Origin of the sequence: Streptomyces albiflavescens (assembly GCF_014645835.1) — a bacterium.
GTDB classification, from domain to species: Bacteria; Actinomycetota; Actinomycetes; order Streptomycetales; family Streptomycetaceae; genus Streptomyces; species Streptomyces albiflavescens.
This window is the reverse complement of sequence record NZ_BMMM01000008.1, coordinates 255,188-278,835: the sequence shown is the minus strand read 5'-3', so window position 1 is coordinate 278,835 and position 23,648 is coordinate 255,188. Positions and strand designations below refer to the sequence as shown.

Here is a 23,648-nt window from a genome sequence, read left to right as displayed (position 1 = left end):
GCGTCAGTCCTTCTTCCGCTTTCCGCGTCGCGCGGACGGGACGGTGCGGCCCACGATCACGGTACGACGGGACGCCTTGTCGGGCACATTCTCACGACGGCCTCCGATGGCCCGGCGCACGCCGTAGCCGAACGCCGCGACCTTCACCAGGGGGCCGCCGAAGGTGGAGGCGACGGTGGACGACAGCGCCGACGCGTTCGACGTGACCTCCTGGACGTCCGACGCGATGGCGTCGACCCGTTCGATCTGCGTCTGTGCGGAGCGCACGGCCGCGGAGGCGTCGGCGAGGAGCGGGACGGCTTGGTCGGTCACGTCCGCGACAAGCTTGGTGGTCGCCCTGAGCGTCTGGGCCAGCCTCGCCAGCGCGACGGCGAGGAAGGAGACCAGGATCGCCCAGAAGACGGCCACCAGGATCCCGGCCACCTCTCCACCGGACACTGTGCACCCGCTCCCTCATACGTGCCTGAACATCGAAAAGTCGTCCCCCGAGCCTATCGCGCCGGGGCCGCGGCTCCGTACCGCATTAACGGCCGCCCACAGCCGACTTGCGCGAAGTGATTGTACGGACCGCTTACGGGTCAGTACGCTCCGTGTCCCATGCGAGGTTCTCAGCGCGCCGACCCTGCGGCACCCGGCAATCTGCCCCTGGAACTCGACGCGTTCATCTCGGCGAGCGTCAACTTCTCCTCGTCCTGGACGGGTTCGAGCATCTGGCGGACGTGTGCGCCTCGCTGGTGGGCGAACTGCTGCGGAGCGCGCCCGGGCTTCGCGTGCTGGCCGTGGGGCGCAGACCGCTGGGGGTCGGGGGCGAGCGGCTGTTCCCGCTGGCACCGCTGTCCGAGCCGGAGGCGGTGGAGCTGTTCGCGGAGCGGGCGGCGGCCCGGGTCTGTGGGTTCGCCCTGCACGACGACAACCGGTCCGACGTACGGGAACTGTGCCGGCGCCTGGACGGGATCCCGCTCGCGATCGAACTGGCGGCGGGGCGGCTGAGCACCCTCTCCCCCGCGCAGCTGCTGTCCCGGACGGGACGCAGGAGCAGTCGCGGCTGAAGGCCTTGTGGGTGCTCGGCTATGTGGCGGTTCTCCAGGGCGACTCGGTTCCCGCGTTGCTCGTGCTGGTCACGGCGGTGGAGGGCGATCTTGCAGAGGCCGCGGTGCTACAGGGGGCGGCGTCCCGGATGTGGCCGTCGGTGGGTCTGCCGCTGTTCGGCTCGGCCTACTACAACGCGCCGCACGAGCGGTGCGAGGACATGGCCCGGGAGCGGCTGGGCGACGAGCGGTACGCGGAGGGCGTGCGCGCCGGGGCGCGGCTCGGACAGGAGGCGGCGGTGGCTCGGGCGCTGAGGCCGGCCCGCGGCGGCCGCATGCTCGGTGCGGTGCCCTCGCCGCGCGGGCTTCCCCCGGAAAAGCGAGAACCCGTCGTCTCCCCACCTCGAAAGGTGGGGAGACGACGGGCTGACGCGCAGGTGGTGCTACGTCCGCAGGAAGATCAGCGGGCGTAGTACTCGACGACGAGCTGCTCGTCGCAGATCACCGGGATCTCCTTGCGGTTCGGCTCACGGTCCAGGCGGAAGGCCAGGGCGCGGAGGTTCACCTGGAGGTAGCGCGGGGTCTCGCCGTCGGGGGCGAAGCCACCCTCACGCGCGACCTGGAACAGGGTCTTCTCGCGGCTGCGCTCGCGGACCATCACGACGTCGTCGGGACGGACGCGGAACGAGGGCTTGTCGACCTTCTGACCGTTGACCTCGATGTGGCCGTGAACGACCATCTGGCGGGCCTGGTAGATCGTGCGGGCGATGCCCGAACGCAGGACCAGGGCGTCGAGACGGCGCTCAAGCTCGATGACCAGGGCCTCACCGGTCTTGCCCTGAGTCTTGGCGGCACGCTCGTAGGCGCGGACGAGCTGGCGCTCGGACACGTCGTACTGCGCACGCAGACGCTGCTTCTCGAGCAGACGGACCTTGTAGTCCGAGTTCTGCTTGCGGCCACGGCCGTGCTCACCCGGCGGGTAGGGGCGGGCCTCGAAGTACTTGACGGCCTTCGGGGTCAGCGCGATACCGAGGGCACGCGACTTCTTGACCTTGGGGCGGGACTGGTTCGCCATGAACCAAACACCTCATGTTTCTGATGCGAATACGGCTTCACCAGGGTTAGGGGAGGTCGCAATCCGCAGCCTGGGAAACCCTGCGGGCCCTTTCGGACCTGCTGGGCAGCCGCTCCCTGGTCTGGGCACATACGTGCAGCACGCGAGTGGCCCACCGACCGTGCCGGAAGACCGGGTGGTGGTGGGCTGCCCGCGACACCTTCGACGGTGCGCGACGCTCCTGGAATCCCTCCGTGCTGGCAGGGGCTCCGGCTGGATGTCCCGTTCTGGTGGTGCCGACCGGAGCCGGACACGGGACGCAGCGCTTCAGGTCATCTTACAGGGGGATCAGGAGCGCTAGCGACCAGAGGCCACAGCGTCCCTGCCCGGAGGCATCAGGGCCTTCCCCGGCCGAGGTGCTTCCTGGTCCACTCCACCGCGTCCGCGTACCGCGCCTCGGCCCCGTGCCGGGTCGGCGTGTAGTACTCGCGGTCCTTGAGCTCCTCCGGGGCGTACTGCTGCGCGGCGATCCCTTCGGGCAGGTCGTGCGGGTAGACGTAGCCCTGGGCGTGCCCCAGCTTGGCCGCGCCCTTGTAGTGCCCGTCTCGCAGATGCATCGGCACCGGACCCGCGTGCCCCTTGCGTACGTCCTCCATGGCGGCGCCGATCGCCATCGTCGCGGCGTTGGACTTGGGGGCCAGGGCGAGGGCGATGGTGGCGTGGCTGAGTGTGAGCGCGGCCTCGGGGAAGCCGATCATGGCGACGGCCTGGGCGGCGGCCACGGCTATGGGCAGCGCGTTCGGATCGGCGAGGCCGATGTCCTCGCTGGCGGAGATCATCAGTCGGCGGGCGATGAAGCGGGGGTCCTCACCGGCCTCGATCATCCGTGCCAGGTAGTGCAGTGCCGCGTCCACGTCCGAGCCGCGGATGGACTTGATGAGCGCGCTCGCCACGTCGTAGTGCTGGTCGCCGTCGCGGTCGTACTTCACGGCGGCGCGGTCGACGGTCTCCTCCAGGGTCTGGAGGCCGATCTCCGTCTCGCCCTTGTCGAGCGCGGCGCCGGCCGCGGCCTCCAGGGCGGTCAGGGCGCGGCGGGCGTCCCCGCCGGCGATCCGCAGCAGATGCTCCTCGGTGTCGTCGGGAAGCGTGACGGCGTCCTTGAGGCCGCGCTCGTCGGTGAGCGCGCGCTTGACGAGGCCGCGCAGGTCGTCGTCCGTGAGCGGTTCGAGGGTGAGCAGGAGGGATCGGGAGAGCAACGGGGAGATCACCGAGAAGTACGGGTTCTCGGTGGTCGCCGCGATCAAGGTCACCCACCGGTTCTCGACCGCGGGCAGCAGGGAGTCCTGCTGGGCCTTGCTGAAACGGTGGATCTCGTCGAGGAAGAGGACGGTCTCCTTGCCGAAGCCTCCGGTGGCACGGCGTGCTCCGTCGATGACCGCGCGTACTTCCTTGACGCCCGCGGTGATCGCCGACAGCTCCACGAAGCGCTTGTTGGTGGCCTTGGACACCACATAGGCGAGCGTCGTCTTGCCGGTGCCTGGCGGGCCCCAGAGGATCACCGAGGACGGTCCGGCCGGGCCACCGCTCCCCTCGCCGACAAGTCTGCGCAGGGGCGATCCCGGCTTCAGCAGATGCTGCTGGCCCACGACTTCGTCGAGGGTGCGCGGGCGCATCCGTACCGCCAGGGGACTGGCGGACGGGTCCTTCTCCTGGCGTTCTTCTGCCGCGGCGGTGAACAGGTCGGGCTCCACGTGCAAAACCCTATGTCACGCCACTGACAACGCCGTCCGGCCCGGGAAATCCCAGGGATCGGCGGGGCTCAGCTGGTCCAGAAGTCCCACCAGCGGGTCAGGATCAGCATGCCGATGATGCCGATGTGCAGCACGGGCAGGACCCAGGTGAACTCGCCGAAGAAGCTCTTCAGCCAGCGCGGGGCGGGCAGGAAGTTGTTGCGGATGTTCGACGAGGTCACGTACCAGAACATGATGATCGTGGCGACCCAAGCGAGGCTGCACCACAGGCACAGCGAGTTGATGCGGTAGAGCGACTGGAACTGCAGCCAGGTGCAGAAGCCCACCCCGAAGAGCGTGCCGGCGTTGAAGGTCAGCCAGTACCAGCGCGGGAAGGTGGCCCGGGCGAGCAGGCTCATGCCGACGCAGATGACGATGCCGTAGGCCACCAGGCCCAGCATCGGGTTGGGGAACCCGAAGGCCGAGGCCTGCTCGCTCTTCATGATGTTGCCGCAGGAGACGACCGGGTTCAGGCTGCACCCGGGCACGAAGTTCGGGTTCTCCAGCAGCTTGAACTTGTCGATCGTGATGACCCACGCGGCCAGGAGACCGGCCGCACCGGTGATCACCAGCAGCAGGGCGAGCCCACGGCTGCCGCCGACCGTCCGGGGAGCGGCGACGCGTTCCTGGTCGGCCGAGACGTCCTTGACTGTCGTCTTGCTCATCACGCCGTTTCCGTAGCTTCGAAGGGGCCTGGGGGCACGGTCATTGTGCCGCACCTGCGTCCGTGTCCACCGTTCGATGGACATAAGGAGGTACGCACGGTCGTCCCGGAGGGTTCGATTCGGCGGGAAGCTCGTCGGCATGACCACACAGGCGCACCAACTCGCGGTGCACGTAAGGGGACTGCGCAAGCGGTACGGGGACGTGACCGCCGTCGACGGCATCGATCTCGGCATACGGCAGGGCGAGGTGTTCGGCCTGCTCGGACCCAATGGAGCGGGCAAGAGCACCACCGTGGAGATCCTCCAGGGCAACCGCGGCCGGGACGACGGCGAGGTCTCGGTGCTCGGCTCGGATCCGGCGACGGGCACGCGCGCGTGGCGCTCGCGCGTCGGCATCGTCTGGCAGGACGAATCCGCGCCCGCCGAGTTGACGGTGCGCGAGACCGTGCGGCACTTCGCCCGCTACTACCCGAAGCCCCGCGACCCGGAGGAGGTCATGGGCCTGGTCGGTCTGGAGGAGAAGGCGGCCAGCCGCGTCAAGGCGCTCTCCGGCGGCCAGCGAAGGCGGCTGGACGTGGCGCTCGGTGTGATCGGCGGTCCCGAGCTGCTGCTCCTGGACGAGCCGACGACCGGCTTCGACCCGTCCGCGCGGCGGCAGTTCTGGGAACTGATCCGGAAGCTGGCCGACGAGGGCACGACGATCCTGCTCACCACGCACTACCTGGAGGAGGCGGAGGCGCTCGCGCACCGTCTCGCGGTCATCGCGAAGGGCCGGGTGGTCGCCGAGGGCGAGCCGTCCGCGCTGCGCGAGCGCTTCGGCACCGAGGCGACCGTCGAGTGGACGGAGCCCGACGGCACCCCGCGCGAGGAGCGCACGGACACACCCACCAGGACCGTCGCCGAGCTCATGCACCGCTTCGACGGCGAGATCCCGGGGCTGCGGGTGAGCCGGCCCACCTTGGAGGACGTCTATCTGCGGCTGACCGGACAGGAGGACGCGCGATGACCACGACCGCCGTACGCGCGCACAGCGAGACCTCGTCGGGCAGGCTGCCCGGTGCCTGGGGGCTCGGCCTCCAGCGAGGCGCCCTGGAGATCAAGCAGTTCTTCCGCCAGCGCGACCAGGTGGTGTTCACCTTCGCCTTCCCGGTCGTCTTCCTCTTCCTCTTCGCCTCGATCTTCAGCGACGACGTCCAGGGAGCCGGCATCACCGCCTCCCAGCTGTACGTCCCCGCCATGATGGCGGCGGGCATCATGTCCACCAGCTTCCAGTCCCTGGGCATCTCGATCGCGATCGAACGGGACGAGAAGGTGCTGCGCCGGCTGCGCGGCACACCGATGCCACCGGCCGCGTACTTCCTCGGCAAGATCTGGCTGGTTCTGGTGACCGGCGCCCTGGAGACCGCGATCCTGCTCCTCGTCGGCACAACGCTCTACGACGTGGACCTGCCCTCGGACCTCGGCAAGTGGGCGGACTTCGCCTGGATCTTCGTCCTGGGCCTCACGGCCTGTGCCCTGCTCGGCATCGCGATCAGCTCGGTCCCCAAGTCCGGAAAGAGCGCCACGTCGGTGGTCGTACTGCCGTTCCTGGTCCTCCAGTTCATCTCCGGGGTGTACATCGCCATCGACACCATCCCGGACTGGATGCTGAACATCGGCGCGCTGTTCCCGCTGAAGTGGATGTGCCAGGGGCTGCGCGGGGTGTTCCTGCCCGAGTCGGCGCAGGTCCTCGAACAGGCGGGTGGCTGGGAGTTCGGGCGGATCGCGCTGGTGCTCGGGGCCTGGTGCGTCGGAGGATTGCTGCTGTGTCTGCTGACATTCCGGTGGAAGAACCGGCGCGACGGATGACGGATCCGGCCGGAGCACGCGAGTCGAACACCTGGGACCGCTCGTTCCGGCTGTGGGACGCGTACTTCGCGATCGTCTGGCTGGCCACCCTGGTGTTCGTGCTGGGCACGAGCCATCCGGGGTGGCACATCCGCGTCGCGGCCGGTGCAGTGCTTCTGCTGCTGATTCCCTGGTATCTGGCGGTCGGGCGCCCCATCCTCACGGCCGAGAGCCCGGACGAGCGCCGCGCCCTCGGCTATATCGCGGGCGCGATCGTGCTGTTCCTGCCGCCCGGCATCCTGGTCGGCGAGACCCGCCTGATGACGTTCGCACTGGTTCCGCAGTGCTTCATCGGTCTTGGCCTTCGCCGGGCGCTGACGGCCGTGACCGTCATCAACATCGCGCCGGTGGTGGGCTGGGCGCTGTTGTGGTGGCCCAGCGACCAGGACGTCTTCTTCAACACCGTCTTCGCCGTGGTCACGCTCGTCTTCTCCGGGGTCCTCGGCAGCTGGGTCATCCGCATCATCGAGCAGAGTCGGGAACGGGCCGAGCTGATCGCCGAGTTGGACGCCAGCCGCCACGAGGTCTCCCGACTCTCGGCCGCGCACGGCGCGCTGGCCGAACGGGAGCGGTTCTCCCGGGAGATCCACGACACCCTCGCCCAGGGCTTCACCAGTCTGCTGATGCTGGTCCAGGCCGTCGACGCCGAACTGGACCACGATGTGCCACAGGCCCGCCGCCACCTGACCCTGATGGCCGAGACCGCCCGGCAGAACCTCGCCGAGGCGCGTGCCCTGGTCGCAGGCGGCGCGCCCGCCGACCTCGACGGCGCCTCGCTGCCCGACGCGCTGCGCCGACTCGCCACCCGCCATGACGCGACGGTCGACGTGACCGGCCCGGTGCGCACGCTGCCCGCCGGGCCCGAGGTCGTCGTCCTGCGCTCCTGCCAGGAGGCGCTGGCGAACGCCCGCAAGCACGCGGGGAGTTCGGCGGCGGTGGCGGTCGTGCTGACCTACTCCAACGATGCGCTGGCCGTCTCCGTGCGCGACGACGGCTGCGGCTTCGACCCCGCCGCGCCGGCCGACGGCTATGGTCTGGCGGGGTTGCGCGCGCGGGCCGCCGAGGTGGGCGGTACGGCTCAGGTACGCAGTACGCCCGGCACCGGCACAACCGTCACCGTGCGCCTGCCCGTCCCCAGGAGCGACTCGTGATACGGATCATCCTCGCCGACGACCACCCCGTCGTACGCGAAGGGCTGCGCGCGATGCTCAGCGCCGAGCCCGACCTCGATGTGATCGCCGACGCGTCCAGCGGTCCGCAGGCGGAGGCACTGGCCGCCGAGCTGCGGCCCGACATCGTCCTCATGGACCTGCGGATGCCGGAGGGTGGGGGCGTCGACTCGATCGTCCGCATGACGGAGGCGGGGTTGTCGTGCCGCGTCATCGTGCTGACGACGTACGAGACGGACCGGGACATTCTGCGGGCGGTGGAGGCGGGGGCGGCGGGCTATCTGTTGAAGGATCTGCCGCGGGCGGAACTCGCGGACGCGGTTCGGGCCGCGGCCCGTGGGGAGACCGTGTTGGCGCCGTCCGTTGCCGCGCGCCTCGTGGACCAGCTGCGTACGAAGCCGGAGCGGCCGCGGTTGTCGGAGCGTGAGACCGCGGTGCTCCGGCTGGTCGCCGAGGGGTGCACCAACGCCGAGATCGGCCGTCGGCTCTTCATCGGGGAGTCCACCGTGAAGACCCATCTGCTGCGGGCCTTCGGGAAGTTGGGGGTAGATGACCGGACGGCCGCGGTGACCAGTGCGATGCGGTTCGGGCTGCTGGAGTGAGGCCCGCGGCGGAGCCGCCGATGGATTGCAGCCGCCCCCTCCACCCCTACCGGTCCCGTACCTGAGGGCCGCGCCCGGGTGGGTGGGGGCTGGTCGCGCAGTTCCCCGCGCCCCTTACGGGGGTGGCCGGGGCGAGACAAACCTCACCCCAGCCACCGCCACCGCTCAGCCCAGCCTCGACTCCAGCTCCGCCACGATCCCGGCAACGGGCACCGCGGTCTGCTCGCCGGACTCCATGTCCTTGAGCTGCACCACGCCCTCGGCGAGATCCCGCTCACCCGCGACGAGGGTGTACCGCGCACCGGACCGGTTCGCGTTCTTCATCGCGCCCTTGAGCCCCTTCGCACCATAGGAGAAGTCCGCCGCGACCCCGGCCTTGCGCAGCGCCGTGACCACACCGAACAGCACCCGCCGCGCCTCCTCCCCGAGCGGCACCGCGAACACACTGGTGGACGCGGGCAGTTCGAGCGTGACGCCCTCGGCCTCCAGCGCGAGGACCGTACGGTCGACGCCCAGCGCCCAGCCCACCGACGGCAGCGCGGGACCGCCGATCATCTCGGACAGGCCGTCGTAGCGGCCGCCGCCGCCCACCGCGGACTGCGATCCCAGGCCGTCGTGGATGAACTCGAAGGTCGTACGGGTGTAGTAGTCGAGCCCGCGGACCAGCTTCGGGTCGTCCTCGAAGGAGACGCCCGCGGCCGTGATCAGCTCGCGCACCTCCTCGTGGTACGCCTTGCACGCATCGCAGAGGTAGTCCCGCAGGAGCGGTGCTCCCACCAGCTGCTTCTGGACGTCGTCGCGCTTGTCGTCAAGGACGCGCAGGGGGTTGATCTCGGAGCGGCGGAGGGTGTCCTCGTCCAGATTCAGGCCACGCAGGAAGTCCTGCAGGGCGGCCCGGTAGACGGGGCGGCACTCCTTGTCGCCGAGGGAGTTCAGCAGGATCCGGAAGTCGCGCAGCCCCAGCGAGCGGTACGCCTGGTCCGCCAGGATGATCAGCTCGGCGTCCAGCGCCGGGTCCTCGGCTCCGATCGCCTCGGCGCCCACCTGGGAGAAGTGCCGGTAACGGCCCTTCTGGGGACGCTCGTAGCGGTAGTACGAGCCCGAGTACCAGAGCTTGACGGGGAGGTTGCCCGCCTTGTGCAGGTTGGCCTCCAGAGCCGCGCGCAGCACGGAGGCCGTGCCCTCCGGACGCAGGGCCAGGTTGTCGCCGCCCTTGGTCTCGAAGGCGTACATCTCCTTGGTCACGATGTCGGTGGACTCACCGACCCCGCGCGCGAACAGCTCGACGTTCTCGAAGCCGGGGGTCTCGATGTAGCCGTAGCCGGAGTTCCGCAGCGGCGCGGCGATCGCCTCGCGCACCGCGAGGTACTTCGCGCTCTCCGGCGGAATCAGGTCGTACGTGCCCTTGGGGGCCTTGAAGGTGCTCACGGAAGTCTCTCGTCACATTCCTCGTCGAGGAGCGGAGGTCGGGTCCGCTCCCAGGCCGGCGGCCACCTGCCGCATGTACGGATTGGTGGCGCGCTCCTGGCCGATGGTCGTCTGGGGGCCGTGGCCGGACAGCACCACGGTCGAGTCGTCGAGCGGCAGGCACACACGGGCCAGCGAGTCGAGGATCTCGGCGTGGGAGCCGCCGGGCAGGTCGGTGCGTCCGATGGAGCCGGCGAACAGCAGATCCCCGGAGAAGAACACGGACGGGATGTCCGCGCTCTCGGGCATCCGGAAGGTCACCGACCCCTTCGTATGGCCGGGCGCGTGCGCGACGGAGAGGTCGAGACCCGCCAGCTTCAGCTCGGCGCCGTCGGTCAGCGTCCGCACGTCGTCGGGCTCCCCCACGGTCAGCTCGCCCATCAGCGGCATTCCGATGGACCGGCCGAGCGCCTTCCCGGGGTCGCTCATCATGAACCGGTCCTCGGGGTGGATCCAGGCCGGCACGTCGTGCGCTCCGCACACCGGGACGACCGAGGCGACGTGGTCGATGTGGCCATGCGTGAGGATGACCGCGACGGGCTTGAGCCGATGCTTCTCGAGTGCGTCCTCGACTCCCTGGGCGGCCTGATGGCCCGGGTCGATGATCACGCACTCCTCACCCGCGGCGGGGGCGACCAGGTAACAGTTGGTCCCCCAGGCCCCGGCGGGGAACCCGGCAATGAGCACGATCGTCCTTCGTGGTGGCGTACGCGGTTGTCTCGTACAGGGTGGGTGGCTGTGGATCAGAGCCTACCGGCGCTGCCGATTCCTCAGCGAACCCATATACGGTACGGGGCACACGCAGGCGGTCGGCTCACAAGACGCACGCGTCCCACTTGACGACGAGACGCATGAGGAGAAAACCCGGTGGTCAGCCAGGAACAGCGGCGGCGTCAGCTCGCCCGGGAGAAGTTCTTGCGACAGCAGCAGCGCCGCACGGCCGCGCGACGCAAGACGAACGCACGCAACGCGGTGGTCGCCTCGGTCCTCGGGGTCGTCGTGATCGGCAGCGTCGTGTCGTACGCGACCGGGGTCTTCAAGAACGACGACAAGAAGGCCAACGCGGGCGCCGAGGTGACCCCGAGCGCCACTCCGACGAGCAAGGCGCCGGATCCGTGCGAGAAGGCCGCGGCGGGCAAGGTGAAGTCGCTGAGCTGGAAGAAGGAGCCGGCGATCACCATCGACAAGTCCGCGGACTACACGATGAAGATGGCGACGACGTGCGGTGACATGGACATCGCGCTGAAGGCGGCCGCGGCCCCGCACACCGTGAACTCGTTCAACTTCCTTGCGGCCAAGGGGTTCTTCGACCACACCAAGTGCCACCGGCTCACCACCGACGGCATCTACGTGCTGCAGTGCGGCGACCCGCAGGGCACCGGCGCCGGTGGTCCCGGCTACACGATCCCGGACGAGAACCTGAAGGACAAAAGCCTGAAGGGCAACGTGTATCCGGCGGGCACCGTTGCGATGGCGAACCAGTACAACGCCCAGACGAAGCAGGGCCGCCACACCGGTGGCAGCCAGTTCTTCCTCGTCTACCAGGACAGTCAGCTACCGCCCGACTACACACCGTTCGGCACGGTGTCCGATGCGGGGATGAAGGTCCTCAAGAAGATCGCCGCCGCCGGTGCGCAGGCCGCTGATCCTCAGACGGGCAACACCGCGCCGAACGCGACCGTGGTGATCAACAAGGCGACCATCACCAAATCCTGACCGTCAACCGGGGAACTTCGGACGCGCGGGATGCGGACAGGCAACCCGCTGGTCGCCTATGTTGGCCGTGACGAAACTGTGGACGATGCCAGGGGGCGCTGAAGCCCCTCGCAGGCATCATGTGGAGGAGGCGCTGTGAGCAGCGACCCGTGGGGCCGCGTCGACGAGACGGGGACCGTGTACGTGCGTACGGCCGACGGCGAGCAGGTCGTCGGTTCCTGGCAGGCCGGCTCTCCTGATGAGGCGCTGGCCTACTTCGAGCGCAAGTACGAGGGCCTGGTTGTCGAGATCGGCCTCCTCGAAAAGCGAGTGAAGACCACCGACCTGTCGGCGAAGGACGCCCAGACCGCGATCGACCACATCCGCGAGCAGGTGGACGCCCACCACGCGGTCGGCGATCTCGCCGCGCTGAAGGTGCGGCTGGACAAGCTCGTCGAGACGGTCGACGCGCGCCGTGAGGAGCGCAAGGCCCAGCGGGCCAAACAGTCCGACGAGGCGCGGCACGCCAAGGAGGCGCTGGTCGTCGAGGCCGAGGAGCTGGCGCAGAGCGACCAGTGGCGGGCGGCCGGTGAGCGGCTGCGCTCCCTTGTGGACACCTGGAAGGGGCTGCCGCGACTCGACCGCAAGTCGGACGACGAGCTGTGGCACCGCTTCTCGCACGCGCGCTCGGCGTTCTCCAAGCGCCGCAAGGCGCACTTCGCCTCGCTGGACGCGCAGCGCGAGGAGGCCCGCAAGACCAAGGAGAAGCTGGTCGCCGAGGCCGAGTCGCTGTCCGGCTCGTCCGACTGGGGTCCGACGGCGGCGCGCTACCGCGAGCTGATGGCCGACTGGAAGGCCGCGGGCCGCGCCCAGCGCGAGCACGAGGACGACCTGTGGAACCGCTTCCGCGGCGCCCAGGACGTGTTCTTCGCGGCGCGCAGCTCCGTCTTCGCCGAGCGCGACGCGGAGCAGTCGGAGAACCTCAAGCTCAAGGAGGAGCTGGCCGAGGAGGCCGAGAAGCTCGTCCCGGTGCAGGACCTCAAGGCGGCCCGCGCCGCCTTCCGCTCGATCAACGAGCGCTGGGAGGCCATCGGCCATGTGCCGCGCGACGCCCGCCCGAAGGTCGAGGGCCGGATGCACGCGGTGGAGCGGGCCCTCCAGGAGTCCGAGGAGGTCGAGTGGCGCCGGACCAACCCGGAGGCACGCGCGCGTGCCGAGGGTCTGACCGGTCAGCTCCAGGCTGCCGTGGACAAGCTCCAGGGCCAGATCGAGGCGGCTCGCGCCGCGGGCAACACCTCCAAGGCCGACAAGCTCCAGAAGGAGCTCGACGGCCGCCAGGCGCTGCTCGACCAGGCTCTGAAGGGCCTGCAGGAGTTCGGCGGCTGATCGGACGACCGCTGGGTCGCCGCGACGCGGCCCGGTTTCCCTTCGGAGCGGCCCGGCGGTGGGTTTCCCACCGCCGGGCCGCTCCGCGTTCATGAGGGGGTTCGCCGGCCGCCCTGCTCGGCGATGTCGAGCGCGAGCAGATCGCCCTGTCCGTCGCCGATCTGCTCCTGGAGGGCGAGCCGCAGCACGGGGAGGGCGTCGCGGGTGTTGCCGGCGGCGCGCAGGGCCCGGGCGACGTTGAGGCCGGTGGCGACCATGGCGGCGCGTACGTCGGCGGCGAGGACGGGGCCGGCGGGGGCGTGGCGGCCCGCGCGGGCCTTGTTGCGGGCCAGCGGCAGCCGCCCCACGGCGTTCTCCTGGGAGCGCTGCGGCAGCGGGCGGTTCTTGGCGCGCAGGCGTTCCTCCAGGACGCGGTAGAGGGTGTCGAGGTCGATCAGTTCGGGTCCGTCGTGGACGCCGTGCCGCAGGACCGTCAGGAGCTCGCCGGTGAACGCGGTGTAGCGCTCGCCGTCGGGCGCCAGTGCCACCCGGTCGCGGGGCGACGCGGTGAGCACGAAAGCGCCGTCGACGGCCGCCTGCGCGGCGAGCACATCGCCGCCCACGAGAGTGCGGGCTGCGCGGCCGCTGAAGCAGCAGTCGAGGACGACGACCTTGCGTCGGGCGCGGGAGGCGCGCAGGGCGGACCGCAGGTGCTGGTAGGCGACGGCGGTGTAGCCCATGTGGTCGCGGGAGTCGCCGAGCGCGAGGTACAGGTCCGCGGATTCGGAGTCGCGCATGCCGTGCCCGGCGTAGTACACGATCAGGGTGTCGGTGGCCTCCTCGCCGGCCTGGTGGACGGGGTCGAGCATGGCCGGGGGGCTCTGCGGGTCGGTGACGACGGTGCAGTGCTGGACCGGGAGTCCCCAGACCGTTGCGTCGCACAGTTCGGCGGCCAGGTCCACCACATTGGCCTCGACGGCGGGCAGCTGCGGCAGGTGCCGGTAGGAGGCGGTCCCTATGAGGACGGCCCGGGAGCGCGTCGGGTCAGGGAGCGTCGAGGTCACGCCCGGTGTCCTCCCGGTCGAGGAGTTCGACGATCCGGCGCAGCGCCTCCTCGTCGCGTGCCGTGTCCCGTGTCAGGTGCACCTCGATCTCGCCGCGGCGCAGCGTGACGGCGGGGCGGCTACCCCGCGACGTCTGCCACTGGAGCACGGAGACGACGAGCGAGGCCGTGGACAGCCCGCTGCCGACGGCGAGTTGGAGCAGATCGAAGCCCGATCCCATGTGGTGTGCGGAGGGCGGCTCGCCCATGACCCGGGCACGTACGTCCAGCGTCTCGTCCTCGTGCAACCAGCGCAGCAGGGAGCGGAGTTCGTCCTCGGCGCCCGGTGCCGCCACGGCCCCCGTGGCCGCCGGGATCGCTGCGATCCCCGCGACGAAGTCAGTCATCGGTTCCGTCCGTTCTTCGGCCGACATGTTTGTTCACCCGGGAGAAGAGCTCCAGTGCCTCGCCTCCGGCGCCAAGCCGTGCCAGGCACACCGCCTGCCAGTACTGGCTGGTCAGGGTGGTGGGATGGGCGAGGCCGAGCGACGACAGGCAGACCGGCACGATCACCGACAACATCTGTGCCGCTTCGCGGAGTTCGCCGCGCAGCACCAGGTTGACCGCCTCCCGCTGCCTGGACAGGGCGTTCTGCGGGGTCATGCTGCTCAGGACGATTCGGCGGGTGGCGTCACTGAGGGTCGGCGGCCGGAACGGTCCGGGCTGAGCGGCTTCCGGCGGAGGACCGGGGCGTGCCTCGGCCCAGTCGTACTCGGGTGCCTCGATCACGCTGGGCCTGGGCGCGAGGGCGGTGTGGACGGCGTCGGCGCGGATGTGCAGCGCCACCAGGCCGGCGAGCGTGTCCGTGCCGTCTCCCGCCAGGTGTTCGAGCCGCGACTGGGTGGATGCGAGGGCGGGGCGGTCGCCGGGATCCTGCGCGCACAGCAGGTCCACGAGCTGACGCAGGTCCGCCGGATACGGCAGCTCACGGCCGCTCAGCCGGGGGACACCGACTCCCAGCGCCCGCTCCACGACGGCACCGACGTCCATGGTCTCGCCGAATGGCAGCTCGCCCGTGATCATCAGATACATGCACGCCCCGAGACCGTAGAGGTCGGCGGTCGGCCCCGGCAGCACCCCGCGGATGGTCTCCGGCGCGATGAACTGCGGAGTCCCGATGAGTACTCCGGTGCGTGTGATCACCGACTCACCGGCGAGGCGGGCGAGCCCGAAGTCCTGGAGGACGACCCGTCCGTCCCTGCCGATGCCGACGTTGGAGGGCTTGACGTCGCGGTGCAGCACCCCGGCCTCGTGGGCCGCGGCGAGCGCCGCGGCGACACCGAGGGCCACCGAGCACACCGCGGCCGGCGCCAGCGGTCCCGTCGCCGCGACCAGGTCCGCCAGACTCATCCCGTCGAGCACCTGCATCACGAGGTACGGCGTGCCCTCGTGCACCCCGCTGTCGTACAGCGTGACGACGCCGGGGTGGTCGATCCTGGCCAGGGCGCGGGCCTCGCGCCGGAAGCGGCTCAGGGTTTCGTTGTCCTCGGACAGCCCCTCGACGGCGGTCAGCAGCTTCACGGCGACACGGCGGCCGAGGAGGGTGTCCTCGGCCTCGTAGACCACGCCCATGCCGCCGCGCCCGAGCAGCCGCACGGGACGGTAACGCTCCGCGACCAGCCCCTGACCGGCTAATTCATCGTCTCCGTGACCGCTCATCCCGTCCCCCGTCCCCCGCCCTTCCCTCGTCGCCAGTCCCCAGGTCAGGGCCTGCGGGCCGACGTCACGCGGTACACGTCGTACACGCCCTCCACGCCCCGTACGGCCTTCAGGACGTGACCCAGGTGCTTGGGGTCGCCCATCTCGAAGGTGAAACGGGAGGTGGCGACGCGGTCGCGGGAGGTCTGGACGGCCGCCGACAGGATGTTCACGTGCTGGTCCGACAGGACGCGGGTGACGTCCGACAGGAGCCGGGAGCGGTCCAGGGCCTCGACCTGGATGGCGACCAGGAAGACCGAGGACTGGGTGGGCGCCCACTCGACCTCGAGGATGCGCTCGGGCTCGCGGGAGAGCGATTCGACGTTGACGCAGTCGCTGCGGTGCACCGATACGCCGCTGCCGCGGGTGACGAAGCCGATGATCGGGTCACCCGGTACGGGCGTACAACAGCGGGCGAGCTTGACCCACACGTCGTCGACGCCCTTGACGACGACACCCGGGTCGGCGTTGGACCGGCGTTTGCGGCCGCGCCCCCGCGCGGGCGGAACGGCCTCGTCGATCTCCTCGGTGGCCGCCTCCTCGCCGCCGAGGGCCTGCACCAGCTTCTGCACGACACTCTGCGCGGCGACATGGCCCTCGCCGATCGCCGCGTACAGGGACGAGATGTCGGGGTAGCGCATCTCGTGCGCGAGGGTGACCAGGGAGTCGCCGGTGAGGATGCGCTGGATCGGCAGGTTCTGTTTGCGCATCGCGCGGGCGATGGCGTCCTTGCCCTGCTCGATCGCCTCGTCGCGGCGCTCCTTGGAGAACCAGGCACGGATCTTGTTGCGAGCGCGCGGGGACTTGACGAAGCCGAGCCAGTCGCGGGACGGGCCCGCGCCGGCCGCCTTGGAGGTGAAGACCTCCACCAAGTCGCCGTTGTCCAGGGTGGATTCGAGCGGGACGAGGCGTCCGTTGACCCGTGCGCCTATCGTGCGGTGGCCGACCTCCGTGTGGACCGCGTACGCGAAGTCCACCGGGGTCGCGCCCGCCGGGAGCGCTATGACGTCGCCCTTGGGCGTGAAGACGAACACCTCGTTGCGGGACAGGTCGAAGCGCAGGGACTCCAGGAACTCCGAGGGGTCCTCGGTCTCCTTCTGCCAGTCGAGCAACTGGCGCAGCCACGCCATGTCGTTGACGGTGTCCTGGCCCGCGCTGCCCTTGGCCGCCCGGGGCACGTCCGTACGGATCTTGGAGGAACCGGCGACGGTCTCCTGCTTGTACTTCCAGTGCGCGGCGATGCCGTACTCGGCGCGGCGGTGCATGTCGAACGTACGGATCTGCAGCTCGACAGGCTTGCCGTTGGGGCCGATCACCGTCGTGTGCAGCGACTGGTACATGTTGAACTTGGGCATCGCGATGTAGTCCTTGAACCGGCCGGGGACCGGGTTCCATCGCGCGTGCACGGTGCCGAGGGCGGCGTAACAGTCCCGGACGGTGTCGACCAGGACGCGGATCCCCACCAGGTCGTAGATCTCCGCGAAGTCGCGGCCGCGGACGATCATCTTCTGGTAGACGCTGTAGTAGTGCTTCGGGCGGCCGGTGACGGTCGCCTTGATACGGGCGGAGCGCAGGTCGGACTGGACCTCGTCGGTCACTATGGCGAGGTACTCGTCGCGCTTGGGCGCACGCTCGGCGACCAGGCGGACGATCTCGTCGTACATCTTGGGGTAGAGGATCGCGAAGGCGAGGTCCTCCAGCTCCCACTTAATGGTGTTCATGCCCAGCCGGTGGGCGAGCGGCGCGTAGATCTCGAGGGTCTCGCGCGCCTTCTTCTCCTGCTTCTCGCGCTTGAGGTAGCGCATGGTGCGCATGTTGTGCAGGCGGTCGGCGAGCTTGATGACCAGGACACGGGGGTCCTTGGCCATGGCGACGACCATCTTGCGTACGGTCTCGGCCTGCGCGGCCTCGCCGAACTTGACCTTGTCCAGCTTGGTGACGCCGTCGACGAGGAGGGCGACCTGGTCGCCGAAGTCCCGCTTCAGGGTGTCCAGGCCGTACTCGGTGTCCTCGACCGTGTCGTGCAGCAGGCCCGCCATCAGCGTGGCCGAGTCCATGCCCAGCTCGGCGAGGATGGTCGTCACGGCGAGCGGGTGGGTGATGTACGGATCGCCGCTCTTGCGCTTCTGGCCGCGGTGCCAGCGCTCGGCGACCTGGTAGGCCTTCTCGATCTGCCGGAGCGTCGCCGTCTCGATCTTCGGGTCGTTGCTGCGCACTATCCGCAGCAGCGGCTCCAGGACCGGGTTGTACGGGTTGGAGCGCTGCACACCGAGACGGGCGAGGCGGGCCCGTACACGGTTGGAGGAGCCGCCGGTGCGGGCGGGCTGGCCCGCCGCCGGCCGGATCGCCGGGGTGCTCGCGGGCCGCTCGGGAGGGGCCGGCTTGGGGCGTGAGGGCCCGGCCGCCTTGTCGTCGGGCGCGGACTGGGCGTGCTCGACCGGCCCGCGCGTGGCGTTCTTCGCGGGCTTCTCCGCCGGGGCCGAGGCGGGCTCGGGCTTGGCGGCGATGAGTGGCTGGGCCTCGTCTGGCAAGAGGGCTCCTCGTGCGCGTTCCGGGTCCCCCGGTCAGGCTCCGGAGAACCCATGGTAGCGATCCTGAGTGTCGGACTCTCTTTCGGCCGCTGGGACGGCCTCGTACAGGAGGAACGCCAGAGGCGGGCGCCGGATTCCTCCGGGCCCGCCTCCGCGGTGTCCTACGGGTGTCTCAGGCCTTTCCCGAGGCTTTCCCGGGGCTTTCCCCGGGGTGCTCGGACGCCACCCTCAGACCTCGATTCTCACAGCTTGAGCAACGCCTCAAGCGGAGCACCGTCCAGGGCCGGCTCCAGACGGCCGCGGCCGCCCAGGAATCCGAGCTCCATCAGCACGGCGACGCCCGCGACCTCGGCGCCCGCCCGGCGGATGAGCTGGAGCGAGGCCTCGGCGGTGCCGCCGGTGGCGAGGACGTCGTCGACGACCAGGATGCGGTCGCTCGCGACCAGGTCCTCGGCGTGCACCTCGATCTCGGCGGAGCCGTACTCCAGGTCGTACGCCTGCGAAAGGGTCGCCCCGGGGAGCTTGCCCGCCTTGCGTACGGGGATGAAGCCGAGCCCGGCGCGGACGGCGACCGGGGCACCGAGGATGAAGCCGCGGGCCTCCAGACCGACGATCTTCGTCGCCTCGGTGCGGACGGCGATGTCCGCCAGCGCGTCCGTGAGCGCGGTGAACGCCGAAGGGTCCGCCAGGAGCGGGGTGATGTCCTTGAACATCACCCCCGGCTCCGGGTGGTCGGCCACGTCGCGGATACGGCTGAGCAGCAGCGCTTCGATGTCCGTCATCGGCGCTTCCCCGAGGGACGGCCGCGGCCGCGGCTGCGCGACGCGGGCTGGTTGCGCGGACCGACGACCGCGGGCGCGGCGTCCTCCGGCTCGTCGTCGTACGACTCCTCGCTGACCCGGGACTGCAGGGACTCGCCCGTCGCGGCGGCCTGCGCGCGCTTGGCGAGCACGCGCTTGCGCAGGGCCTTCATCTGCGGCTCGCGCTCCTTGAGGTCGGCGACGAGCGGCGTGGCGATGAAGATCGAGGAGTACGCACCGGCCGCGAGGCCGACGAACAGCGACAGCGAGATGTCGTTGAGCATGCCCGCGCCGAGCACGCCGCCACCGATGAACAGCAGGCCCGCGACCGGGAGCAGCGCGACCACCGTGGTGTTGATGGAGCGGACCAGGGTGCTGTTGATCGAGCGGTCGGCGACATCGCTGTAGGTGTAGCGAGTCTGCTTGGTGATGTCCTTCGTCTGCTCCTTGAGGCTGTCGAAGACGACGACCGTGTCGTAGAGCGAATAACCGAGGATCGTGAGCAGACCGATCACGGTGCCCGGTGTGACCTCGAAGCCGACCAGGGCGTAGATGCCGACCGTGATGGTGATGTCGTGAATCAGCGCGACGAGCGCGGCCACGGCCATGCGCCACTCGAAGGCGATCGCCAGGTAGATCACGACGAGGACCATGAAGATCGCCAGGCCCTCCCAGGCCTTGTTGGCGATCTGGTCACCCCAGCTGGGTCCGACCAGGTCGGCGTTGATCTTCTCCGAGTCGACCTTCAGATCCTTGGAGAGCGTCTCCTTGATCTGGTCGGACTTGTCGGTGTCGATACCGGCGATCTGGACGCGCAGGCTGCCGTCGCCGAGCTTCTGGACGATCGCGTCGTGGCCGGAGGCGTCCTGGGCGTACGTCTCGGCCTGGGTCACCGAGACGCTCATGTGCTTCGGGGTGGTGAAGACGGCTCCACCCTGGAACTCGATGCCCATGTTCAGGCCGCGCACCGTCAGGCCGAGGATGGCCGTGATGGTGATCAGGATCGAGATGCCGTACCAGATCTTGCGCTTGCCGACGAAGTCGTAGCCGATCTCGCCGCGGTGCAGTCGGGCGCCGAGGGTGCCGAGTTTCGACATCTCACGCCTCCTTCGTGTCGACGGGGGCGGAGGGGCGACGGGTGCGGCGCAGCGGCGGCTTGGCGCCCAGTCGCTTCGGGTCGAGGCCGGACCAGCTGTGGCCGCTCGCGAAGAACTTCCTGCGGGCGAGGATCGTCATCAGCGGCTTGGTGAACAGGAAGACGACGACCACGTCGAGCAGGGTGGTCAGACCGAGCGTGAACGCGAAGCCCTGGACCTTTCCGACGGTGACGATGAACAGCACCGCCGCGGCGAGGAACGACACGAAGTCGGAGACCAGGATGGTGCGCCGGGCGCGCGGCCAGGCCCGCTCGACGGCCGGACGCAGGGAGCGGCCCTCGCGGATCTCGTCCCGGATGCGTTCGAAGAACACGATGAACGAGTCCGCCGTGATACCGATCGCGACGATCGCACCGCAGACGGCCGGCAGGTTCAGTGCGAAGCCGATGGTGGGGCCGAGCAACGCCATGAGCACGTACGTGAGGGCGCCGGAGACCAGCAGCGACGGGATGGCGATCATCGAAAGACCCCGGTAGTAGATCACCAGGTAGATGACGACCAGGCCGAGGCCGATCGCGCCGGCGATCAGACCGGCGTGCAGCTGCTCGCCACCGAGGGCGGCGGTCACCGTGGTGACGCTCGACTCCTTGAAGGTGAGCGGCAGGGCGCCGTACTTCAGCATGTTCGCCAGGTCCTGGGCCTCGGTCTGGCTGAAGCTGCCGGAGATCTCCGCGTTGCCGCCGGTCAGCGCCTGGTTGACGTACGGGTCGGAGACGACCTCACCGTCGAGGACGATGGCGAACTGGTTCTGCGGGGTCTGGTTCTTCGCGAGCTTGCCGGTGATGTCGGCGAACTTCTTGGAGCCACTGGACGTGAAGTCCATGGTGACCTTCCAGCCCGCGGCGCTCTGGGTGTCGAAGACGGCGGCGGCCTTCTTGATGTCCGTGCCGGACACCTCGGCGGGGCCGAGGACGTACTTCTGCCACTGGCCCGAGGAGTTCTTGCCGCAGGCCACGGTGGGGTCGGTGGGCTTGACGCCCTCGCCGGTCTTGGCGCGGACCGCCTTGTCCGTGCAGTCGAGTGCGGCGTACGCGGCCTGGAGCTTGGCGGTCGCGGGGTCCACGCTGCCGCTCGGGGACGGCGAGGCGCTGGAGGAGGGCGAGGCGCTTGCGGAGCTGCTCGCCGACGGCGTGGAGTCGGCCTTCAGGGCGTCGGTGACCGCGCGGCCCTGGGAGGTGGCAGTCGCCGACGGCGTCGCGGAGCTCGACGGGGACGAGGACGAGCTCGCCTTGTCGTTGGCGTTGCCGGACGAGCTGCTGGAGGCGCTCGGCGAGGGGCTGGCCGACGCGTCGGACCCGGAGGCCTGGGTGGCCAGGACCGGGCGGAAGTAGAGCTTGGCGGTGGTGCCGACCTGCTCCCGGGCCTGCTTCGAGTTCGTGCCCTTGGGGATGTTGACAATGATGTTGTCGGATCCCTGGGTCTGCACCTCGGCCTCGGAGACGCCGAGACCGTTGACACGGCGGTTCATGATGTCGACCGCGGTGTCCATGTTGGTCTTGTTGATCGCGTTGGGCTGGCCCGGCTCGTTCTTCGCCGTGAGCGTGATGCTCGTGCCGCCGGCGAGGTCGATGCCGAGACGCGGAGTGGGGTGCCCGGAGACGAACATCCCCCCGGTGAGCGCCGCGATGGCGATCAGGATGAGGGCCAGTGAGCGCCCCGGCCTGCTCTGGGCGCTCGCGCTCCGGCCCTTCTTCGGTGCTGCCACCTTCTCGTACTCCCTCTCGGGCCGCCGTGCGCCGGGTGAGCGCGCGGGCGGCCATGGCATGGTGTCGGGACTCCGTGCGAGAACAGCACGTCCCGGGAAACACGGGGCGCGAGCGGGTCGCGCCGTGCTCCTCCCGGGTCGTGACTACTTCGCGTCGGCCTCGCCGTCGGTCTTCTTCGGCTCCGCTTCGTCGGCCTCGTCGGCCTTCGCCTCGGCGGGCTCGTCGGCCGGCTCGTCCGCCGCGTCCTTCTTACCGAGGTCGATGGGCTTGTCGTCGGAAGCGGCGGCGGCGGGCGCGTCGGTCTCGGTGAGGGAGGAGGCGTCGTCCGGAACGACCGTGCCGTCGGACTTCAGGTCGTGCTCGATGCCGTGGACGATGCGGTTGTACTCGTCGTCGGTGAGGACGGCGCCGATCGCGTTCTTCGCGAAGAGCAGGTCGACGCCCGGGGCAGCGTCAAGGAGGACCGTGTCCTCGTTGACCTCCTTCACCGTCGCGTACATGCCCCCGATCGTGCGGACGCCGGCGCCGGGCTGCATCTCATTACGCATCGACGCGGCCTGCTGCTGCTTGCGCTTGGCCGAGCGGGTCATCAGGAACATGGCCCCGATGAGCACGATGAACGGGAGGAGGGTCACGATATTCACGGGACGGAGTTTCCTTCGCACGACCGCGGGATGAGAGCGGCCTGGTGGATGGGGGTTGGTCGGCGCCGCCCACAAGGGCGGCATCGGCGGAGTCTAAGCGAGTCCGCACGCATGGAACAACGCTCAGCATGGCACCGGGGTTCCTGTCCCCGCATGTACCCGCGCCGTCACGCCCCGAACAGGTCCTGTTGTCCGTTTCCACCAGCTGACTGGCGGGGCGGGGTGAGGCCGAGATGCGCCCATGCGGCCGGTGTCGCCACCCGGCCACGGGGAGTACGCGCGAGCAACCCCTCCCGTACGAGGAAGGGCTCGGCGACCTCCTCCACGGTCTCACGTTCCTCCCCCACCGCGACGGCGAGCGTGGACAGGCCGACCGGGCCGCCGCCGAAGAGCTTGAGCAGGGCTTCCAGGACGCCCCGGTCGAGGCGGTCGAGGCCGCGGGCGTCGACCTCGTAGACCTTCAGCGCGGCCGCCGCGATCTCGCGGGTGATGATCCCGTCGGCCTTGACCTGCGCGTAGTCGCGAACGCGGCGCAACAGGCGGTTGGCGATACGGGGGGTGCCCCTGGAGCGGCCCGCGATCTCGGCGGCGCCTTCGGAGCCGATCTCGACGTCGAGCAGGTTGGCGGAGCGGTGGATGACGCGCTCCAGCTCAGCGGGCTCGTAGAACTCCATGTGCGCGGTGAAGCCGAAGCGGTCGCGCAGCGGGGGCGGCAGCAGGCCCGCGCGCGTGGTGGCGCCGACCAGGGTGAACGGGGGCAGTTCGAGCGGGATGGCGGTGGCACCGGGACCCTTGCCGACGATGACGTCGACGCGGAAGTCCTCCATCGCCATGTAGAGCATCTCCTCGGCGGGCCGGGACATCCGGTGGATCTCGTCGAGGAACAGCACCTCTCCCTCCTGGAGGGAGGAGAGGATCGCGGCGAGGTCTCCCGCGTGCTGGATCGCGGGGCCGCTGGTGATGCGGATCGGGGCGCCCATCTCGGCAGCGATGATCATCGAGAGGGTCGTCTTGCCGAGTCCGGGGGCGCCCGAGAGGAGCACGTGGTCGGCGGTGGCACCACGCGCGCGTGCGGCACGCAGGACGAGGTCGAGCTGCTCGCGGACCTTCTCCTGGCCGATGAACTCGTCCAGGTCCTTGGGACGCAGGGCGGCCTCGACGGCCTGGTCCTCGCGGTCGGCGACAGAGTCCACCAGCCGCTCCGCGGCGGGGCCGACGAGCCGCTCGGCGGCGGTCTCGTCGGTCGTGTCGTCCCAGTTCATTACGTGTGCCTCGCGGTGTGGTGGAT

General features: G+C 70.0%; 22 protein-coding genes and 1 pseudogene. 8 read left to right on the top strand and 15 right to left on the bottom strand.

The features are described from left to right. Positions 1–3: 3 nt before the first annotated feature. The gene (locus tag IEY95_RS23205; protein WP_189188020.1) at positions 4–438 is read right to left on the bottom strand and encodes a DUF948 domain-containing protein; all 435 of its coding nucleotides are present in this window, start codon (positions 436–438) and stop codon (positions 4–6) included. 224 nt (positions 439–662) lie between these two features. Between IEY95_RS23205 and IEY95_RS50740 the strand changes: the two are divergent. Next, positions 663–1,034 (top strand): annotated as a pseudogene (locus tag IEY95_RS50740) (regulator); the annotation flags it as partial. A 26-nt stretch (positions 1,035–1,060) separates the two neighbouring features. After that, on the top strand, positions 1,061–1,501 hold the full coding sequence (locus IEY95_RS50735) for a hypothetical protein (protein WP_373294515.1): 441 nt from the start codon (positions 1,061–1,063) through the stop codon (positions 1,499–1,501). Here IEY95_RS50735 and rpsD read toward each other — a convergent pair. The 3 genes from rpsD to IEY95_RS23185 form a co-directional block, all read right to left on the bottom strand. Next, positions 1,489–2,103 carry a 30S ribosomal protein S4 gene (rpsD, locus tag IEY95_RS23195; RefSeq protein WP_189188019.1) on the bottom strand — a complete coding sequence of 205 codons (615 nt, stop codon included), beginning with the start codon at positions 2,101–2,103 and terminating at the stop codon, positions 1,489–1,491. The two genes, IEY95_RS50735 and rpsD, sit on opposite strands and share 13 nt — an antisense overlap. Positions 2,104–2,477: 374 nt before the next feature. Next, positions 2,478–3,833 carry a replication-associated recombination protein A gene (locus tag IEY95_RS23190; RefSeq protein WP_189188018.1) on the bottom strand — a complete coding sequence of 452 codons (1,356 nt, stop codon included), beginning with the start codon at positions 3,831–3,833 and terminating at the stop codon, positions 2,478–2,480. Positions 3,834–3,901: 68 nt separating this feature from the next. Further along, positions 3,902–4,537: a vitamin K epoxide reductase family protein gene (locus IEY95_RS23185; protein ID WP_189188017.1), complete on the bottom strand. Its 636-nt coding sequence runs from the start codon at positions 4,535–4,537 to the stop codon at positions 3,902–3,904. Positions 4,538–4,676: 139 nt separating this feature from the next. On the opposite strand from IEY95_RS23185, the gene IEY95_RS23180 reads away from it, so the two are divergent. The 4 genes from IEY95_RS23180 to IEY95_RS23165 are packed head-to-tail and all read left to right on the top strand — an operon-like array spanning position 4,677 to position 8,195. Further along, on the top strand, positions 4,677–5,543 hold the full coding sequence (locus tag IEY95_RS23180; protein ID WP_189188016.1) for an ABC transporter ATP-binding protein: 867 nt from the start codon (positions 4,677–4,679) through the stop codon (positions 5,541–5,543). Continuing rightward, a complete protein-coding gene (locus tag IEY95_RS23175; protein WP_189188015.1) occupies positions 5,540–6,385 on the top strand; it encodes an ABC transporter permease in 846 nt (281 codons plus the stop codon). The genes IEY95_RS23180 and IEY95_RS23175 overlap by 4 nt, the downstream gene beginning before the upstream one ends. After that, positions 6,382–7,575, top strand: a complete 1,194-nt coding sequence (locus tag IEY95_RS23170) for a sensor histidine kinase (RefSeq protein ID WP_189188150.1) — start codon at positions 6,382–6,384, stop codon at positions 7,573–7,575. The genes IEY95_RS23175 and IEY95_RS23170 overlap by 4 nt, the downstream gene beginning before the upstream one ends. Next, the gene (locus IEY95_RS23165; RefSeq protein ID WP_189188014.1) at positions 7,572–8,195 is read left to right on the top strand and encodes a response regulator; all 624 of its coding nucleotides are present in this window, start codon (positions 7,572–7,574) and stop codon (positions 8,193–8,195) included. Before IEY95_RS23170 ends, IEY95_RS23165 begins: the two co-directional genes overlap by 4 nt. A 165-nt stretch (positions 8,196–8,360) precedes the next feature. On the opposite strand, the gene hisS is transcribed toward IEY95_RS23165, so the two are convergent. Together hisS and IEY95_RS23155 are read right to left on the bottom strand one after the other, a co-directional pair. Continuing rightward, on the bottom strand, positions 8,361–9,623 hold the full coding sequence (gene hisS / locus IEY95_RS23160) for a histidine--tRNA ligase (protein WP_189188013.1): 1,263 nt from the start codon (positions 9,621–9,623) through the stop codon (positions 8,361–8,363). 12 nt (positions 9,624–9,635) lie between these two features. Further along, positions 9,636–10,349 (bottom strand): MBL fold metallo-hydrolase, encoded by a 714-nt coding sequence (locus tag IEY95_RS23155; protein WP_189188012.1) that lies wholly within the window; start codon positions 10,347–10,349, stop codon positions 9,636–9,638. A 180-nt stretch (positions 10,350–10,529) separates the two neighbouring features. Between IEY95_RS23155 and IEY95_RS23150 the strand changes: the two genes are divergently transcribed. Continuing rightward, a complete protein-coding gene (locus tag IEY95_RS23150; RefSeq protein WP_189188011.1) occupies positions 10,530–11,378 on the top strand; it encodes a peptidylprolyl isomerase in 849 nt (282 codons plus the stop codon). A gap of 135 nt (positions 11,379–11,513) precedes the next feature. Further along, positions 11,514–12,743 carry a DUF349 domain-containing protein gene (locus IEY95_RS23145; RefSeq protein WP_189188010.1) on the top strand — a complete coding sequence of 410 codons (1,230 nt, stop codon included), beginning with the start codon at positions 11,514–11,516 and terminating at the stop codon, positions 12,741–12,743. 89 nt (positions 12,744–12,832) lie between these two features. Here IEY95_RS23145 and IEY95_RS23140 read toward each other — a convergent pair whose 3' ends face one another. The 9 genes from IEY95_RS23140 to ruvB all read right to left on the bottom strand — a co-directional run bounded on the left by IEY95_RS23140 (position 12,833) and on the right by ruvB (position 23,622). Beyond that, a complete protein-coding gene (locus IEY95_RS23140) occupies positions 12,833–13,786 on the bottom strand; it encodes a caspase family protein (protein ID WP_189188009.1) in 954 nt (317 codons plus the stop codon). After that, positions 13,767–14,171 carry an effector-associated constant component EACC1 gene (locus IEY95_RS23135; protein WP_189188008.1) on the bottom strand — a complete coding sequence of 135 codons (405 nt, stop codon included), beginning with the start codon at positions 14,169–14,171 and terminating at the stop codon, positions 13,767–13,769. Before IEY95_RS23135 ends, IEY95_RS23140 begins: the two co-directional genes overlap by 20 nt. Beyond that, positions 14,164–15,483, bottom strand: coding sequence for a serine/threonine-protein kinase (locus IEY95_RS23130; RefSeq protein ID WP_189188007.1), 1,320 nt, complete (start codon positions 15,481–15,483; stop codon positions 14,164–14,166). Before IEY95_RS23130 ends, IEY95_RS23135 begins: the two co-directional genes overlap by 8 nt. Before the next feature lie 44 nt (positions 15,484–15,527). Then, complete coding sequence (locus tag IEY95_RS23125; RefSeq protein ID WP_189188006.1) at positions 15,528–18,053, bottom strand: RelA/SpoT family protein; 2,526 nt, start codon at positions 18,051–18,053, stop codon at positions 15,528–15,530. 242 nt (positions 18,054–18,295) lie between these two features. Then, complete coding sequence (locus tag IEY95_RS23120) at positions 18,296–18,835, bottom strand: adenine phosphoribosyltransferase (protein WP_189188005.1); 540 nt, start codon at positions 18,833–18,835, stop codon at positions 18,296–18,298. Then, positions 18,832–19,950 (bottom strand): protein translocase subunit SecF, encoded by a 1,119-nt coding sequence (secF, locus tag IEY95_RS23115; protein ID WP_189188004.1) that lies wholly within the window; start codon positions 19,948–19,950, stop codon positions 18,832–18,834. Before secF ends, IEY95_RS23120 begins: the two co-directional genes overlap by 4 nt. 1 nt (position 19,951) lies before the next feature. After that, complete coding sequence (gene secD, locus IEY95_RS23110) at positions 19,952–21,715, bottom strand: protein translocase subunit SecD (RefSeq protein WP_189188003.1); 1,764 nt, start codon at positions 21,713–21,715, stop codon at positions 19,952–19,954. A 144-nt stretch (positions 21,716–21,859) separates the two neighbouring features. Continuing rightward, positions 21,860–22,360, bottom strand: a complete 501-nt coding sequence (gene yajC / locus IEY95_RS23105; RefSeq protein WP_189188002.1) for a preprotein translocase subunit YajC — start codon at positions 22,358–22,360, stop codon at positions 21,860–21,862. A 167-nt stretch (positions 22,361–22,527) separates the two neighbouring features. Next, a complete protein-coding gene (gene ruvB, locus IEY95_RS23100) occupies positions 22,528–23,622 on the bottom strand; it encodes a Holliday junction branch migration DNA helicase RuvB (protein WP_189188001.1) in 1,095 nt (364 codons plus the stop codon). Positions 23,623–23,648 lie beyond the last annotated feature (26 nt).

Coding starts and splice junctions, on each gene's coding strand:
- rpsD (WP_189188019.1), bottom strand. CDS start 2,103: ATGGCGAACCAGTCCCGCCCCAAGGTCAAGAAGTCGCGTGCCCTCGGT.
- IEY95_RS23185 (WP_189188017.1), bottom strand. CDS start 4,537: ATGAGCAAGACGACAGTCAAGGACGTCTCGGCCGACCAGGAACGCGTC.
- IEY95_RS23180 (WP_189188016.1), top strand. CDS start 4,677: ATGACCACACAGGCGCACCAACTCGCGGTGCACGTAAGGGGACTGCGC.
- IEY95_RS23175 (WP_189188015.1), top strand. CDS start 5,540: ATGACCACGACCGCCGTACGCGCGCACAGCGAGACCTCGTCGGGCAGG.
- IEY95_RS23170 (WP_189188150.1), top strand. CDS start 6,382: ATGACGGATCCGGCCGGAGCACGCGAGTCGAACACCTGGGACCGCTCG.
- IEY95_RS23135 (WP_189188008.1), bottom strand. CDS start 14,171: ATGACTGACTTCGTCGCGGGGATCGCAGCGATCCCGGCGGCCACGGGG.
- IEY95_RS23130 (WP_189188007.1), bottom strand. CDS start 15,483: ATGAGCGGTCACGGAGACGATGAATTAGCCGGTCAGGGGCTGGTCGCG.
- IEY95_RS23120 (WP_189188005.1), bottom strand. CDS start 18,835: ATGACGGACATCGAAGCGCTGCTGCTCAGCCGTATCCGCGACGTGGCC.
- secF (WP_189188004.1), bottom strand. CDS start 19,950: ATGTCGAAACTCGGCACCCTCGGCGCCCGACTGCACCGCGGCGAGATC.
- ruvB (WP_189188001.1), bottom strand. CDS start 23,622: ATGAACTGGGACGACACGACCGACGAGACCGCCGCCGAGCGGCTCGTC.